Source organism: Pseudoalteromonas sp. A25 (assembly GCF_009176705.1).
GTDB lineage: Bacteria > Pseudomonadota > Gammaproteobacteria > Enterobacterales > Alteromonadaceae > Pseudoalteromonas.
In genome coordinates this window covers 2,832,388-2,848,816 of sequence record NZ_AP021846.1, presented here as the reverse complement: position 1 = coordinate 2,848,816, position 16,429 = coordinate 2,832,388, and the positions used below count along the sequence as shown (strand labels likewise).

Below are 16,429 nucleotides of genomic sequence, written 5' to 3'. Positions count from 1 at the left end.
CTTTTCACTTAATTACATCATTGTAACTACAGCAAATTAGTGCTGGAACATCGCAGAGATTGACTCTTCATTACTAATACGACGAATTGTTTCTGCAAGCATATCAGCAAGCGTAAGGACTTTAATGTTATCTAAAGCTCGAAGTTCGTCTGAAAGTGGAATTGAGTCAGTTACAATTACTTCGTCAATCACAGAGTTGCGCAAGTTGTCAGCTGCTGCACCAGAAAGTACTGGGTGAGTTGCATAGGCAAAAACGCGTTTTGCTCCATGCTCTTTTAGCGCTTCAGCTGCCTTACAAAGCGTACCACCAGTATCAATCATATCGTCAACAATGATGCAGTCACGACCGGCAACGTCACCAATAATATGCATTACTTGTGATACGTTGGCTTGAGGACGACGCTTGTCGATGATAGCTAAATCAGTATCGTTGAGTAGTTTTGCAATTGCTCTTGCTCGCACTACACCACCGATATCAGGTGAAACAACGACAACATCTTCAAATTCACGCTCTTGCATATCATCTAATAGCACTGGGCTACCAAATACGTTATCAACAGGAACGTCAAAAAATCCTTGGATTTGTTCTGCGTGAAGATCAACCGTTAATACACGGTCAACACCAACGCTAGATAGGAAGTCAGCAACAACCTTAGCGGTAATTGGTACACGGGCAGAACGTACACGACGGTCTTGACGAGCATAACCAAAATAAGGGATTACAGCAGTAATACGACCCGCAGATGCACGACGCAGCGCGTCGACCATCACGATAAGCTCCATTAGGTTATCGTTTGTAGGGGCACAAGTTGACTGGATAATGAAAACATCCGATCCGCGTACGTTCTCATTGATTTGAACGCTGATTTCGCCGTCACTAAAACGACCAACTACAGCATCACCTAATTCAATGAATAAACGTTTTGCAACTTTTTGAGCTAACTCAGGTGTTGCGTTACCAGCGAAGAGCTTCATGTCAGGCACGGTAGGGTTCCTCAGGCACTGAATTTTTGGACTAACATGCAATGACAGAGTCAAAACAGGCTAACTTAAACAATTTACTTCTACATTTTGAGCCAATTATCAAGTTGCACGTGGGCAGTTGATATATTGGTGCTCTGGGCTATAAAACCCTGCCAGTATGACGGTAATGAACTGAGCACACGCTGTGCTGCATCCATTGAATCGAGTTCAACAAAACAACACGCTCCGGTTCCTGTCATACGAGACGGGCCATATTTTAGCAACCACACTAGGGTCTTTTCAACCTCGGGGTATAGCTTTTTAACCAAAGCCTCACAATCATTACGGGTATTTGACAGTTCCCAATGCTGTGAAAGCTTGTTGGTATCTCTTGGCAAATTGGGGTGAGTAAACACCTTTGCGGTACTAACATGGACATTGGGGAAAACCACACAAAACCAGCGCTGGGGCAGGGTCACGGGGGTTAGCTGTTCGCCTACGCCTTGTGCGAGCGCCGTTTTACCATTAACAAACACGGGTACATCAGCGCCTAATTCAAGGCCTAATTCTGCCAACTTTTCGTTACTTAAATTACATTTCCATAATTGATTAATTGCTAATAATGTTGTGGCTGCATCTGATGAGCCACCGCCAACACCGCCACCCATAGGTAACTTTTTAGATAATTCAATACAAATACCTTGCTCTACTTGCTTGAACGGTTGTAGCGCCATGGCTGCTTTATAAATTAAATTATCTTCCAATGGGATGTCAGCTGTATCACCTTTCACTAAAATCTCAGGCTCATTGGAAAGAGCAAAGGTGAGTTCATCGCCAAAATCTAAAAAAGTAAATAAAGTTTCTAATTCGTGATAACCATCGTCACGCTGAGCATTGATGTGTAAAAATAAGTTAAGTTTGGCTGGTGCCATTAAAGTTAATGCAGTCATACTAAAATTGCCATGAATTAAGCTGGATCTTAATGCGTAGTTTATTATGTGAGAGGTTCATGCGTGTAGGGAGCCACATGCCCTCTATGAGGTTAAACTGTTGATATTGAGCTTGCCAAAGTTGACCGTTTTCATCTGTCCAAACACTTGAAGTGAGCCGCGCTTGATCATCATATTGATTTGTTGGGTTATCAACAGTACCGGTAAGCCAAGCAGGCGCTTGCGCTACGGGTAAATCTAAGCCACTAAGGCGTTTAACTAATTGTTGGCTGTTGGTGTCAAAATAGGTATTGCCGTCGTATTGCAGCTCACTGTGTTGAGCCAGTTCTTTGAGTGATAAAATACGTGTACCAATAAAGCTAGTTAATATGAGATGTTGTTTGCCATTTTCGTAGTGCCAGTTAAAGTTAGCTGATTGGCGATCTGTATCGCTGATAAAAGCTAATTTTCCGCTTGCTTGCCAGGCGGATTGAGACTGCAATGAGACTTTCCAATCACGCATTTGCTGTTTTGGGGGGGAGATTTTTTGCGCACATCCACTGATAAATAAAAAAAACATGAGCAAAATCAAATGAAATCGTGTCAAATGATGTTCCTTACTTTCCATATTCGATTGATTTTTGGTAAAATTGCCAGCTTTAAAACAGGGCTCGGGCAATTCTGGCATCTATGACCATCATAGCACTAGGTATAAATCATAAAACGGCATCGGTAGAATTACGCGAAAAAGTCGCTTTTTCCCCTGAGCAACTATCTCTAGCTCTTACTCAGTTGGCTCAACATGGTCAATTTAAAGAGTCTGTTATTGTCTCAACCTGTAACCGTACCGAAATCTATTGTAGCCTTGAGAGCGAGAATTCCCAAGTGCTTCTTCAATGGCTAGCATGCTTTCATAATATCGATGAATCACAACTGAGCGAGAATGTTTACGTGCATCACAATCAAGATGCGATTAATCATTTAATGCGAGTTGCATGTGGGCTCGATTCGTTGGTTTTAGGTGAGCCGCAAATTTTAGGCCAAATAAAGCAAGCCTATAACAGTGCCAAGCAGCACAATGGTATCAAGCCAACCTTTGAGCGGTTGTTTCAAAAAACATTCTCGGTTGCCAAACAAGTGCGTACCGAGACTGAGATCGGTGCCAGCGCGGTATCTGTGGCATATGCGGCTGTGAATTTAGCAAAACATATTTATGGGCAACTAGATAAAACGAGAGTGTTGCTGATAGGTGCGGGCGAAACGATAGAGTTAGTAGCAAGACATTTATATCAGCATCACCCTAAATCTATCACCGTGGCAAACAGAACCATAGAACGTGCTCAAGGCTTAGCAAATGAAGTGCAAGGGCACGTGATATCTTTGGCGCAATTACCTCAAGAGCTGCATAATGCAGATATTGTTATCTCTTCAACTGCGAGCACTTTGCCAATTATCGGTAAAGGTGTTGTTGAGCAAGCGCTAAAACAGCGTCGCTATAAGCCAATGCTATTTGTTGATATTGCAGTACCTCGTGATATTGAGAGCCAAGTGGGAGATTTAGACGCGGCTTACCTGTATTCAGTAGATGACTTACAGGCCATTGTCAGCGAAAATATGGCCAGCCGAGAGCAAGCAGCTCGTCAAGCGCAAGCTATTATTGAAGAAAAAACACGCGAATTTGCCCAATGGCAACGCTCGTTAAAGTCTGTGGATGTCATTGTTCAATACAGAGATAGTGCCCAGCAAATGAAAACAGAGTTGGTTGAAAAAGCACTCAGCCAACTAGAATCAGGCAAGCCTTCAGAAAAGGTGTTGCTAGAGTTGGCCAACAAACTAACCAATAGATTAACTCATGCCCCCACAAAAGCGATCCAGGAAGCTGCTAAACTGGGTGATTATGAGCAGTTGGCACAACTTAAACAAACATTAGGAATTGAGCAGGAATAATACGTTAATGAAAGAGTCTGTATATCGTAAGTTAGAGACCTTAGCTGAGCGCTATGAAGAAGTGCAAGCGATGCTAAGTGACCCAGAAGTTATAGGGGATCAAAATCGCTTTCGTACTTTGTCAAAAGAGTATTCGGAACTTGAGGATGTTGTAAAAGCGTTCGCAGCCTATCAGCAAGCGCAAGAAGATGTAGCAACATCTGAAGAGATGCTAAAAGACTCCGATCCAGATATGCGTGAAATGGCCCAAGAAGAATATAAAGAAGCGAAAGCCGCCATTGCGCAGTTAGAAGATGACTTGCAAGTACTCATGTTGCCTAAAGATCCCAAGGATGACAACAATGTATTCCTTGAAGTACGTGCAGGTACAGGTGGTGACGAAGCTGCAATTTTTGCGGGTGATTTATTCCGTATGTATAGCCGTTATGCCGAGACACAAAAGTGGAAAGTGGAAGTGGTGAGTGCCAATGAAGGTGAACATGGCGGTTACAAAGAGATCATAGCTAATATCAGTGGTGATGGCGTTTATGGTAAGTTGAAGTTTGAGTCAGGCGCACACCGTGTACAGCGTGTCCCAGAGACGGAATCGCAAGGCCGTGTTCATACTTCAGCATGTACCGTAGCTGTAATGGCTGAGATCCCAGAAGCGGAAGCTATTCAGATTAATGCTGCTGATTTAAAAATAGATACTTTTAGAGCTTCAGGTGCCGGTGGTCAGCACGTAAACAAAACAGATTCAGCAATTCGTATTACTCACTTACCAACGGGTGTTGTTGTGGAGTGTCAAGATGAGCGTTCGCAGCACAAAAACCGCGCTAAAGCACTGTCGGTCCTTGGTGCTCGGTTACAACAGGCGGAAGATGAAAAGCGTCAAGCTGCTGAGGCGTCTGAGCGTCGTAACTTGGTAGGTAGTGGCGACCGTTCGGAGCGTATCCGTACTTATAACTATCCGCAAGGTCGTATTACCGACCACCGCATAAACTTAACTTTATACCGACTAAACGAAGTCGTAGCGGGTGATTTAGGGGCTATCATCGACCCACTTCTACTTGAACACCAAGCAGACTTACTTGCAGCGATGGGTGACGAATAATCGTGACCACACAAACTGTTGCCCAAGCAGTCGCTTGGGCTTCTCAGCTCCTAAAAGACACCTCAGATAGCGCAAAACTGGATAGTGAGGTTTTGCTTCTACATGTTATTGATAAACCAAAAAGCTACTTATTTGCTTGGCCTGATGGCGAGCTTACTGACACGCAGCAGACGCAATTTAGTGAACTAGTTGCAAGGCGGCAAACAGGTGAGCCTATTGCGCACATTATAGGAGAACGAGAGTTTTGGAGTTTGCCTTTAGAGGTCAACCCCAGCACGCTTATTCCGCGTCCAGACACCGAAACATTGGTTGAATATGCACTAAATTTGGCTCTACCTGAACACGCAAAAGTACTCGACCTTGGCACTGGCACAGGCGCGATAGCGCTAGCATTAGCATCAGAAAAGCCGCATTGGCAGGTAACCGCATTGGACTATTCTGCAGAGGCAGTCGCGCTTGCGAAACGAAATCAACAAAAGCTTGGTTTTGAAAATGTTCACATTGAACAAAGCGACTGGTATCAAGCAATTGATAACAGTAAATTTGATCTTATTGTGAGCAACCCACCGTATATAGAGTATGACGATCATCATCTGTCACAAGGAGACGTCAGGTTTGAGCCGCTAAGTGCATTAGTTGCTGATGATGAGGGAATGGCAGATATTAAAGTGATCATTGCTCAAGGCACGCAGCACCTCAACCCGGGGGGCTATTTGCTCATTGAACATGGTTATAGACAAGCTACTAAATTGCAGCAGTATTTTGCACAAATGGCGTATATCAATATACTTACAATTAAAGATATGGCAGGCTGTGATCGTGTCACTCTAGCGCAATGGCTAGGGGAGTCCCGATAATAACTATGTAGATGTGCACTTAAAGGATCCCTATATGGATGATTTTTTGTTTTCTGATGAACCTAACGAAGTCATAGAGCCGGAAAACAGTGGTAAGTGGAAGGTCATTATTGTTGATGATGAACCTGAAGTACACGCTGTCACCAAGCTCGCGCTCAGTGATTTTGAATTTCAAAAAAAGCGATTAGAGTTTTTAAGTGCATACTCTGGAGAGGAAGCTCGCAAAGTTATAATCGACCACCCTGATGCTGCAATTGTGTTACTTGACGTGGTTATGGAAACAGATGATGCAGGTTTACAAGTTGCGAAGTTTATTCGCGAAGAGGCAAAAAATAGCCATATACGCATAATTTTACGAACCGGTCAGCCCGGCCAAGCGCCAGAGCGTCAAGTTATTGTTAACTATGATATTAATGACTACAAATCAAAAACAGAATTGACGGCTCAAAAATTATTCACTGTGGTTATGTCGAGCCTGCGTTCTTACAGAGATATATTAGCGATTGAACAATCTCGTCAGGGCTTAGAAAAAATCATTTGTGCCTCTAGAGATATTTTTGCCACGCACTCCATAGAGCATTTTATACAAGGGGTTATGCAACAATTAACCTCCCTACTCGGTACGGTTGACGAGGCGATGTATGCGACGTCTTTAGTGGCGAGTAATCAAAGCAGCAAGTCCAGCGGTCAGCTCGTTGTTTTTACGGGAAGAGGTGAGTTTGAACGCTGCGAAGGTAAGCCCATTAATGAAGTTTTGACCCCCGAGCAGTTAGATGCGTGTAACCAAGCATTGAGTGATAAAGGCATAGTTTATAAAGATAATTACTTGTTCGCCTATTGTTCGAGTGAATACAACCATAGCTCAATGTTGTTTGTTTCTGGTATTCCGGAGTATTTAACAGACACGCAAAAACACCTGATAAAAATATTCTCTCAAAATGTGCAACTTGCTTATGAAAATGTTCAATTACAAGCAGAAATTGAAAGCACACAGCAAGAGTTAGTATATCGTTTGAGCGAAGCACTTGAACAACGCTCCACTGAAACAGGCAATCATGTAAAGCGGGTTGCGTATATGTGTGAGCTGTTTGCTACACACTGTAAGCTGAGTCATCATGATGTCGAGCTTCTGAGAATGGCATCACCACTTCATGATGTAGGTAAGGTGGGTATACCTGATGCCATTTTAAATAAACCTGGCAAGTTAGATGATAAAGAGTGGGATGTGATGAAGTCTCACACTTTAAAGGGCTATAAGATTTTGCAAGACTCAAGGCGCGAAATTGTTAATGCTGGTGCGATTATCGCCAAAGAACATCATGAAAAGTGGGATGGTTCGGGGTACCCGGATGGCAAAAAAGGCGAAGAAATTCATATATTTGGTCGTATTGTGGCATTAGCTGATGTGTATGATGCGCTCAGACACAAGCGCTGTTACAAGGCTCCTTGGACACAAGAGCAAGCATTAGAAGAAATCAATAAACAAAAAGGTAAACACTTTGATCCCAAACTTGTAGATATACTTAATGAATACATTGATGATATCGAAGGCATTTTGGTTCGTTACCCAGATAAACAATAACAAAGAGACATTATGGATTATATTGCACTTAAGCACACCCATGTATTATTTGCCGTTTTGAGTATTATATTGTTTTATACTCGCTCGGTTTCTCGTTTAGCGTCAGGAAAAATTGCCGCTAATAAGGGCGTATTCATTGCCAGTCATGGTATCGACACGCTGTTACTTGTGTCTGCGATTAGTTTGCTTATTATGGGGAGCATTAACCCCCTAGGGCAGCCATGGTTATTAGAAAAAATACTACTGGTGTTGGCATATATTGCTCTGGGAGTGATTAGTGCTAAGGCTAAAACGCGTTCACTTCAACTGTCAGCTTTGATATTCGCAACGCTTTCTTTGCTCGGTATCGGCTATTTAGCAGGCTCTAAATCGGCGCTTATTATGTAAACGGTATTTCAACCATGAGCGTATGGCCTGCCATACGCTTCGTTATTTTCTTCTTTTATGGCCTATGAGTTTAAAGAATTCAGACTCCTAGAGCAGCTTCGCTATTTGGGTCTTTACTAAAAAGTGATAGACTAGTCGTTCGTTTATTAGATTATGTGAGTTAATGCGGTATATATGACTGATATCTGGTTCGAAGAACAAGGCGGTAGTGCAGATTACATACCTCAAGACCCTCTGCTTAGGTGTATTGAAGCTGAGCTGCATTGGGATGCGCAAGCTAAATTGGAAGATAGCTATTGTCAATTAGCAGAATTAGAACTTCAGGTGGACCAGCTTTGCAATCAGCACTCACAGCTGCACCAACGACTAGACAATCTTTTAGATGCCTTTTATACCCACTGGCTATTTAGTGGCAGTGATCAGGATATTCCGGAGTACCTGTTAAATAGTGTTTGTTATACGTTAAAAATGCGTTCAGGTTCACCGACCGCATTAGCAATAATTTTAAGTCATCTACTACAACGTGGCGAATTTAATGCAAATATGGCCTTAAGCCAAGGTGAGGTTATGGTTCATGTGGCAATTAGTAATGATGAAGGTTACTTGATTGACCCTAACAGTGGACAGCAAACTTGGTATATCACCCCGGAAAATGAGCAAGAAAAGCCAGAGGAACCCATTGAGATGGTGATGGGGGATGAAGCTGTAAAACTCTATTTGGCACAACAAAAATGGGCTTTTATTGCCGTTGACAAATTTAGCCATGCATTAAGTTGTGTAGAACTACTGATGGACTTAATCGGTGATGATCCTTATGAACGCCGAGATAGGGGATACCTACTTAACCAACTAAATTGCCCTAAAATGGCTAAAGCAGATTTACAGTATTTTGTAGATGAGTGCCCCGATGATCCCACCATAGAGATCATTGAACATCAAATTGCTGAACTTGCCGATCATAACAATATACTCCACTAATAAGAAAAATACTGGGGACGGCGATGCCACAAGAGTCAGTTTTAATTACCAATAATGCAGTTATATTGGGCCTACTTGCGCTCATTTTGGGTTTTGTTTTTTATACCTCTAATCTAAAACAAGGCTTTTGGGCCAAATTCTACAAATATGTACCTGCATTGCTGATGTGCTATTTCTTGCCTTCTTTGCTAAACACCTTTGGTATTGTTGATGGTAGTAACAATGAAGTGTATAGCGTTGCAAAGTACTTTTTGCTGCCAGCATGTTTAGTTCTACTAACCTTGAGTATCGATCTTAAAGCCATTATGGGGTTGGGGAAAAAAGCCATCATTATGTTTTTGACTGGCACCATAGGGGTTGTGATTGGCGGCCCTATTGCACTGCTGATAGTGGCTACTGTGATGCCTGACTTACTAGGCGTAGCGGGCCCAGAGGCGCTCTGGCGAGGTATGGCGGCATTAGCGGGAAGTTGGATTGGCGGTGGTGCGAATATGCTAGCCATGAAGGAGATATATGGTGCTGGCGGTGAAATTTTTACTGTGATGGTTACCGTTGACATTGTGGTGGCTAACTTGTGGATGGCTGGGTTGTTGCTTCTAGCTGCACGTCATAAAGAGATAGACGCTAAAACCGGTGCGGATACAAGTTCAATTGACCGACTTATTGATAAAGTCCAGCAATTTGAAGCTCAGCATGCTCGCAAGCCTGAATTGCATGACTTTATGATAATGCTGGCATTGGCTTTTGGTGCCACTGGGCTTGCGCATTTTTCTGCTGATTTACTGGTACCATTTTTTGTTGAAAACTATCCTGAACTGAAAAAGTTTTCACTGCATAGCAAACTGTTTTGGATTATTGTGTTGGTTACGACCATTGGCCTGGGATTATCTTTTACAAAGGCAAGGCAATTCGAAGCGGTCGGGGCTTCAAAAATCGGGGCAAGCTTTTTATATGTATTAATTGCCACGATAGGCTTGCATATGGATATAGCCAAAATTATTGAAGCACCAAAATATATGATCATTGGGGCCATTTGGATGCTCATTCATGTTGGTTTACTGTTCTTGGTCGCTAAGTTGATCAAAGCACCAGTGTTTTATGTTGCTGTAGGCAGTAAAGCGAATATAGGTGGTGCCGCATCTGCACCGGTTGTGGCCTCCGCATTTCACCCCGCACTTGCACCGGTTGGTGTGTTGTTGGCGGTGCTAGGGTATGCATTAGGCACTTATATGGCGTGGCTCTGTGGACAGTTGCTACGTATTATTGGCAGTTAAATTGGGAAAAATATGAACACACAAACGATTAGCCTAGCTAACATAGAGATCGCAAATGACAAACCGTTTGTCCTATTTGGTGGCATGAATGTGCTTGAGTCTCGTGATTTAGCGATGCGTATTGCTGAACACTATGTTGAAGTGACTAACAAACTTAATATCCCATATGTTTTTAAGGCTTCTTTTGATAAAGCGAATCGCTCCTCTATTAATTCATATCGCGGTCCAGGTATGGATGAAGGTCTTAAGATTTTTGAAGAAATTAAGAGCACTTTTAACGTGCCACTTATCACCGATGTGCATGAACCTTACCAAGCTCAACCAGTGTCAGAAGTTGTAGATATTATTCAGTTGCCTGCATTTTTGGCACGTCAAACCGATTTGGTTGTGGCGATGGCCAAAACGGGCGCTGTGATCAATGTGAAAAAGCCTCAGTTTTTAGCACCGCATGAAATGCGCCATATTATTAAAAAGCTCAATGAAGCTGGAAACGAACAAATCATCCTGTGTGAGCGCGGAAGTAGCTTTGGTTACAATAACTTAGTAGTTGATATGCTAGGTATGGATGATATGAAACACATGGCCCCTGTTATTTTTGATGCCACACATGCGCTACAGCGCCCAGGAGGGCGCACTGATTCAGCAGATGGCCGTCGTGCGCAAGCCGCTGAATTAGCGCGCAGCGGCATGGCTCTTGGATTAGCTGGGTTGTTTATTGAAGCGCATCCAAATCCAAACGAAGCAAAATGTGATGGCCCTTGTGCTTTGCCATTGGCAAAACTAGAAGGGTATTTGCAGCAAATGAAAGCGGTTGATGAACTGGTTAAGAGCTTTCCTGCGCTTGATACCAGCGCGGCTGATCTGTAAGCAATACAGCAAGCCCAAGATGCAATGGGCTTGCATAATGTTTAAGGCCCATATTCATGTCTAGACGACTTCCTCCGTTAAATGCACTTAAAGCCTTTGAAGCAGCAGCAAGGCATCTTAGCTTTACTAAAGCCGCTGAAGAACTTTATGTGACACAGGCTGCAGTAAGTCACCAAATTAAGATCTTAGAAGAACATTTGGGCTTAAAACTTTTTTTACGTAAAAACCGCTCATTGTTGTTGACTGAAGAAGGACAAGGATACTTTTTAGATATTAAAGAGATATTCACTTCATTGGTTGATGCGACAGAAAAACTGTTAGCAAGAGGCGCTAAAGGTTCACTCACAGTGAGCTTAACGCCAAGTTTTGCGATTCAATGGCTGGTTCCTCGGTTAAGCTTGTTTAACGAACTACACCCTGAAATTGATGTGCGTATCAAAGCACAAGATCATGATGAAAATTCGCTAACTGATGATGTTGATGTGGCTATTTACTACGGCCGAGGGCATTGGAGTGGTGTGCAAACTCATAAACTGCATACTGAATACTTAGTGCCTTTATGTAGTCCATTACTACTCAACGGTCCAAAACCGTTAGATCAACCAAGCGACTTAGCACAACATACCCTATTGCATGACACAACACGGCGGGCGTGGAAGGCGTGGATGAAAACCGCTGGAGTACGTAATGTGCAAGTGAACCAAGGGCCTATCTTTAGCCACTCTTCAATGGTGTTACAAGCGGCTGTGCATGGTCAGGGGGTAGCACTGGGAAACAGTGTGTTGGCAAAGCCAGACTTAGACTCAGGGCGCTTAATTATCCCCTTTAATCATGTGCTTGAGAGTAAAAATGCGTATTACTTGGTATTAAGGGAGTCTCAAGCTGAGCTTGGCAAAATTGTATCATTTAGAGATTGGATGCTTAGTCTCGTAGAACAAGAGCAATTGTAATGACAATACAATGGTTTAAACCAACAAAACCCATCGCGCAATTTATCTTTGCCCATGGCGCTGGCGCAGGCTGTGACTCTGATTTTATGCAAATTATGGCACAGCATTTATGTGAACAAGGTGTTGCGGTTGGGTTGTTTGATTTTGAGTATATGCAGCAGGCCAAAGCGTTAGATAAACGCCGCCCACCAGATAGAGCACCTAAACTGCTCGCTTATTTTACCAAGATACTTGAACAAGCCCAAAGTGATTTGCCTTTGTTCATTGGTGGTAAATCAATGGGTGGGAGAATGGCTTCGATGCTCGCAGCACAAAGCGAGATGCCAATTAAAGGCGTGATTGCGATGGGATACCCATTTCACCCGCCTGGTAAGCCAGATAAGCTCAGAGTTGAACATTTTAGCCAGATCCCTTGCCCATTTTTAATTGTTCAAGGTGAGCGTGATACTTTTGGCAATCGAATTGAAATTTCGCAAATGCAATTTGAAAAAGCACCGACTATGATTTGGCTTGCTGATGGTGATCACTCCCTTAAACCGCGTAAAAAAAGTGGCTTTAGTGAACAACAGCACTTGTTAGATACAGCAAAGCATGCCGTGCAATTTATGCAGGAGCACGGCCATGATTAAGCTGTTTTTATTAGTGGGGAGTTTGTTTTGTATGTTATCGGTGGCACTCGGTGCTTTTGCCGCGCATGGTCTAAAACAGCATCTAGATGAGTATGCTTTGGGTGTTTTTAAAACAGCCAGCGACTATCAAATGAGCCATGGCCTTGCATTAATTGCAGTGGGGTTGTTACTCAAATGGGGTGTTAAGGTTAGTATTTCAGGTTGGTTGTTGATAGCGGGTATTGTGCTGTTTAGTGGTAGTTTGTACTTACTGGCTATCACGGGCATTAAATGGCTTGGAGCAATTACGCCCATTGGTGGCGTTTGCTTTATTGCAGCTTGGGTGGTTTTAATCGTTAAAATTAGTAAGCATTCCTTTTAAAAGAGAGCACAGATGTCGAGTGTTGTAATTTATTGCCGCAGCGGGTTTGAAAATGATGCCGCTGCTGAGATCAATCATCATGCAGCCTTGCAAGGGGTTGCGGGTTATGTAAAAGCAAAGCCAAACACCGGTTTTGTGACGTTCGAGTGCTTCTCGCCAGATGATGCGCAATTGCTTATCAAGCAGGTTGACTTTAAAAGCCTTGTATTTGCAAGACAGTGGTTTTCTGGGGTTTTACTTAATGACATGCCTATTGAAGACAGGGTGAGCGAAGTAAAAGCCGCTGCAGCTGATTTTCCACTTTGTGGAGATTTACGTGTTGAAACACCAGATACTAACGAGGGCAAAGAGCTGTCTAAGTTTTGTAAAAAGTTTTCAACGCCACTGGCTAAAAGTTTAGAAAAGCAAAACAAGCTAACCCGAGAACACAAGCCGCTTAAACCTGTACTCCACGTGTTATTTTTAACAAATAATACGGCTTATGTGGGGTTTTCATTTAGCCATAACAACTCGCCATTTTTTATGGGGATCCCACGTTTAAAGATGCCATCAGACGCGCCGAGCCGCTCGACGTTGAAACTTGATGAAGCATTTAATGTGTTTGTGCCCAAAGAGGAAGTTGAAAAGCGTGTGCAGCCTGGGATGCGCTCTGTTGATCTGGGTGCTTGTCCTGGTGGTTGGACCTATCAGTTGGTGCGTCGTGGTATGTTTGTAGCCGCGATTGATAATGGTCCGATGAATGATATGTTGATGGAATCTGGACAAGTTAAACACTACCGAGAAGATGGTTTTAAGTATTTACCTGAAAAGCGCAATATAGATTGGCTAGTATGCGATATGGTGGAGAAGCCATTAAAGGTGACCAACTTAATGCTAGATTGGATAGTAAATGCCTTTGCCAAAGAGTTAATTTTTAATCTTAAGTTACCAATGAAAAAGCGCTTTGATAGTGTGTATGAGTGTTTGACTTTGGTCCATGAAGAATTAGCCAAGTATGAAGTGGACTATACGCTTCAAGCTAAGCACTTGTACCATGACCGAGAAGAGGTAACAGTACATATTCAAGTAAAAAAGGTACCAGAAAAACTATACAGCTAGTTGTCAGTAGCTCCTAAATAACTTTTAGGAGCTACTCCCTCCTCATTTATTCTATTATCATTGTTTGATGATTTCGTTACGCTCCACCAGAGTACCCATTTTTTAGCAACCATTTACTTTACAAAGCAGTAGTGGGAGTATGGAAAAAAGTAACAACTATAATACCAATTTTATTAATACATTGATCATTCTAGCGAGCTAAATAACTCATTAACTGCGTTAAATATTTCTCATGTAGAATAACTACATAGCGAAATATTTGTCTTGTTACTAAGCCATTTATCTGTCGCAATATCTGATCACCAATTTAATGCAATTGGTATAAAAAGAAGGCATCAATGTCAAAAATCAACCTAGCGGAAAAGTTCTCAAAATTTTCAGAGCATTGGACACCAAAAATCATAGCTGAGTCTAATAATCAACTCGTTAAAATAGCCAAAGGAGACGGGGAATTAGTATGGCACAAGCACGATAATGAAGATGAGCTATTCATTGTGTTTAAGGGCCAATTAACGTTACAGATGAAAGAGGGAGATATCGTCTTAAATCCAGGTGAAATGTATGTTGTACCTAAAGGCGTTGAGCATTGCCCAAAGGCAATACCTGATACGCACTTTTTGATGGTTGAACCTGCTTCAACAGCTCACACTGGCAGCGTTGAAAGTGAGTTAACGGTTGCTACCGAACAGCAACAATGGATATAGCAGCAAGCGATTATGGATTGGCTTTAGTTTTTGCAAGTATTTAGTCGCGTAGAAGCGATTTGATAAAAGAATAGAAAATCATGTAATCTTTTGATAAATAGGCTAACTTTTATTTTAAATTAAATGATAGAAGTAAGATAAGACGGTACTTCGCTTTTTTTTTTAAGGTGCTCCTAAATTATATAGGAGCCAAAAATGAAAACACCCTTTCCTTATTGCTTATTGTTAGCAAGCCATGTTTTAGTAAGCGGTATCGCCTGTGCATCAAATAACGCTGTAATAGAGCCTATTTTAGAGCGTATACCCGCAAATGAAGATGCGTCTTTACCTAGCTTTTATATGAGTAAATATGAGATCACGGTTGCACAGTTTAGCCAGTTTGTGCGTGATACTGGTTATCAGCTGCCCGAAACATGCTTAGCCTTTACAGATGAGCTCTTACCCGACCCAGAAAAGCCCGGTCGTTGGGACCTGCCTGATTATGTGAATAACATTTATCTCCCTGTTGTATGCACGGGTATGCAGGGCGCGTTAGATTATACAAAATGGTTATCTGAGAAAACGGGGAAAAACTATCAACTACCGAGCGAAGAGCAATGGCGCTATGGAGCGTTAGCTGGTCAAACAGGGCGCATGGCATTTGCCGATGATTTCGACCAAACACAGATTTGCGAATATGAAAACACGGAAGATATTGCCAATATAGCGGGGATGAAAAAGCATCATCAAATACGCTATAGACACAGTGCTAACTGTAATGATGGTGCGATTTACCACACGGTTGTGGGCATGTATCGACCGAATCAATTTGGGCTGTACGATATGATGGGAAATACCAGAGAGTTAACTCGAACATGTCGAGTTAGTAGCAAGGAGGATCCTAGCATATGTGAGCAATATGTCGTTGTTGGTGAGGCTTGGCACTGGCAGCCAAGAGGAGTACAGACGCTTGATTGGATGGACGCCGACTTTCAAGGCAGTATAGAGGGGTTTCGCCTAGTACTTGAGTCAGACAACGCCGACACGATGACTGCGGCAACAAAAGCGTTTGCTGCAAGATTAAAAGCGGCCCAAATAGCTGAGCAAGATAAACACGCAAAAATGAGAACAATCCCTGCAACGCCAGAGGGCGTTCAGTTAAGTGTTTTAGAGAATAACCAGATAAAACTTAATTGGTTAGACATTAAAGGCAAAGGGGTTAAATATGCGATTTATCGATCATTGAGCGACTTTAACACGGGTGAAGCGAAGGGATTTGTAAAGCTGGTAGATGGTATTACCGATGCTGAGTTTGTTGATAGTACTCTACCTAATAAGTCTTTCGCTCGCTATCAGGTGTTTTCATATAATGAAATAGGCGAAGGTTTAGGCAGTAAAATAGTTACATATGGTAAACCATGGCAGTTTTCGGTTAACGAACGTATCGAGGTTGAGCATTTTTTCGCTGGACGTTACCACTGGGTGCGTCAACGTGATGCAGCCACTGTGGTTGGGTTTAATGACAACCCAGATCATTTCCCTACTGGCACCCTGCCGCACAAACCGGCTTGGGTTAGACTCGCATTTGATGTTAAAAAAGCACAACAAGCCAAGCTGAAATTTAGAGCTCGCGCGGAGCAAGGGGGTCAATTTGAACTTTGGCAGGGTAATCACTTAGTTGGCCGTTATGAGTTTGCAAAAGGGGATAAGTTTACTATTCATTCTGGCGATGCACAGCTTATAGCTAGTGACGCTCCGCTAGAGGTGCGCATGGGCAATTCGCTTTGGTTTGAGCTAGATTGGCTAGAGTTAAAATAATTAATGTCTTATT

At 42.6% G+C, this 16,429-nt stretch carries 17 protein-coding genes; 14 read left to right on the top strand and 3 right to left on the bottom strand.

Annotation, left to right across the window (positions count from 1 at the left end; translation table 11 throughout):
• Positions 1–36: 36 nt before the first annotated feature.
• The 3 genes from GDK41_RS12225 to lolB all read right to left on the bottom strand — a co-directional run bounded on the left by GDK41_RS12225 (position 37) and on the right by lolB (position 2,499).
• Positions 37–984 (bottom strand): ribose-phosphate pyrophosphokinase, encoded by a 948-nt coding sequence (locus GDK41_RS12225; RefSeq protein WP_152086668.1) that lies wholly within the window; start codon positions 982–984, stop codon positions 37–39.
• Positions 985–1,064: 80 nt separating this feature from the next.
• On the bottom strand, positions 1,065–1,913 hold the full coding sequence (gene ispE / locus GDK41_RS12220; protein WP_152086667.1) for a 4-(cytidine 5'-diphospho)-2-C-methyl-D-erythritol kinase: 849 nt from the start codon (positions 1,911–1,913) through the stop codon (positions 1,065–1,067).
• Position 1,914: 1 nt separating this feature from the next.
• Positions 1,915–2,499, bottom strand: coding sequence for a lipoprotein insertase outer membrane protein LolB (gene lolB, locus GDK41_RS12215; protein WP_232056457.1), 585 nt, complete (start codon positions 2,497–2,499; stop codon positions 1,915–1,917).
• An 83-nt stretch (positions 2,500–2,582) separates the two neighbouring features.
• On the opposite strand from lolB, the gene hemA reads away from it, so the two are divergent.
• The 14 genes from hemA to GDK41_RS12145 all read left to right on the top strand — a co-directional run bounded on the left by hemA (position 2,583) and on the right by GDK41_RS12145 (position 16,416).
• Entirely contained in the window at positions 2,583–3,839 is a 1,257-nt protein-coding gene (gene hemA / locus GDK41_RS12210) for a glutamyl-tRNA reductase (protein ID WP_152086665.1), read from the top strand.
• A gap of 7 nt (positions 3,840–3,846) precedes the next feature.
• On the top strand, positions 3,847–4,932 hold the full coding sequence (gene prfA, locus GDK41_RS12205) for a peptide chain release factor 1 (RefSeq protein ID WP_152086664.1): 1,086 nt from the start codon (positions 3,847–3,849) through the stop codon (positions 4,930–4,932).
• Between the two features lie 2 nt (positions 4,933–4,934).
• A complete protein-coding gene (prmC, locus tag GDK41_RS12200) occupies positions 4,935–5,789 on the top strand; it encodes a peptide chain release factor N(5)-glutamine methyltransferase (RefSeq protein ID WP_152086663.1) in 855 nt (284 codons plus the stop codon).
• 34 nt (positions 5,790–5,823) lie between these two features.
• Positions 5,824–7,371, top strand: a complete 1,548-nt coding sequence (locus tag GDK41_RS12195) for a response regulator (protein ID WP_152086662.1) — start codon at positions 5,824–5,826, stop codon at positions 7,369–7,371.
• Between the two features lie 12 nt (positions 7,372–7,383).
• On the top strand, positions 7,384–7,758 hold the full coding sequence (locus GDK41_RS12190; protein ID WP_152086661.1) for a SirB2 family protein: 375 nt from the start codon (positions 7,384–7,386) through the stop codon (positions 7,756–7,758).
• A 174-nt stretch (positions 7,759–7,932) separates the two neighbouring features.
• Positions 7,933–8,736 (top strand): tetratricopeptide repeat protein, encoded by an 804-nt coding sequence (locus GDK41_RS12185; RefSeq protein ID WP_152086660.1) that lies wholly within the window; start codon positions 7,933–7,935, stop codon positions 8,734–8,736.
• A 23-nt stretch (positions 8,737–8,759) separates the two neighbouring features.
• A complete protein-coding gene (locus tag GDK41_RS12180) occupies positions 8,760–10,010 on the top strand; it encodes a DUF819 family protein (protein ID WP_152086659.1) in 1,251 nt (416 codons plus the stop codon).
• Positions 10,011–10,022: 12 nt separating this feature from the next.
• A complete protein-coding gene (kdsA, locus tag GDK41_RS12175) occupies positions 10,023–10,877 on the top strand; it encodes a 3-deoxy-8-phosphooctulonate synthase (RefSeq protein WP_152086658.1) in 855 nt (284 codons plus the stop codon).
• 56 nt (positions 10,878–10,933) lie between these two features.
• Positions 10,934–11,827, top strand: coding sequence for a transcriptional regulator GcvA (locus GDK41_RS12170; RefSeq protein ID WP_152086657.1), 894 nt, complete (start codon positions 10,934–10,936; stop codon positions 11,825–11,827).
• Entirely contained in the window at positions 11,827–12,456 is a 630-nt protein-coding gene (locus tag GDK41_RS12165; RefSeq protein ID WP_152086656.1) for an alpha/beta fold hydrolase, read from the top strand. The genes GDK41_RS12170 and GDK41_RS12165 overlap by 1 nt, the downstream gene beginning before the upstream one ends.
• Positions 12,449–12,817: a DUF423 domain-containing protein gene (locus GDK41_RS12160; RefSeq protein ID WP_152086655.1), complete on the top strand. Its 369-nt coding sequence runs from the start codon at positions 12,449–12,451 to the stop codon at positions 12,815–12,817. Before GDK41_RS12165 ends, GDK41_RS12160 begins: the two co-directional genes overlap by 8 nt.
• A 12-nt stretch (positions 12,818–12,829) precedes the next feature.
• Positions 12,830–13,915, top strand: coding sequence for a 23S rRNA (cytidine(2498)-2'-O)-methyltransferase RlmM (rlmM, locus tag GDK41_RS12155; protein ID WP_152086654.1), 1,086 nt, complete (start codon positions 12,830–12,832; stop codon positions 13,913–13,915).
• Positions 13,916–14,253: 338 nt separating this feature from the next.
• The gene (locus GDK41_RS12150) at positions 14,254–14,619 is read left to right on the top strand and encodes a cupin domain-containing protein (RefSeq protein WP_152086653.1); all 366 of its coding nucleotides are present in this window, start codon (positions 14,254–14,256) and stop codon (positions 14,617–14,619) included.
• Positions 14,620–14,814: 195 nt separating this feature from the next.
• Complete coding sequence (locus GDK41_RS12145) at positions 14,815–16,416, top strand: formylglycine-generating enzyme family protein (RefSeq protein ID WP_152086652.1); 1,602 nt, start codon at positions 14,815–14,817, stop codon at positions 16,414–16,416.
• Positions 16,417–16,429 lie beyond the last annotated feature (13 nt).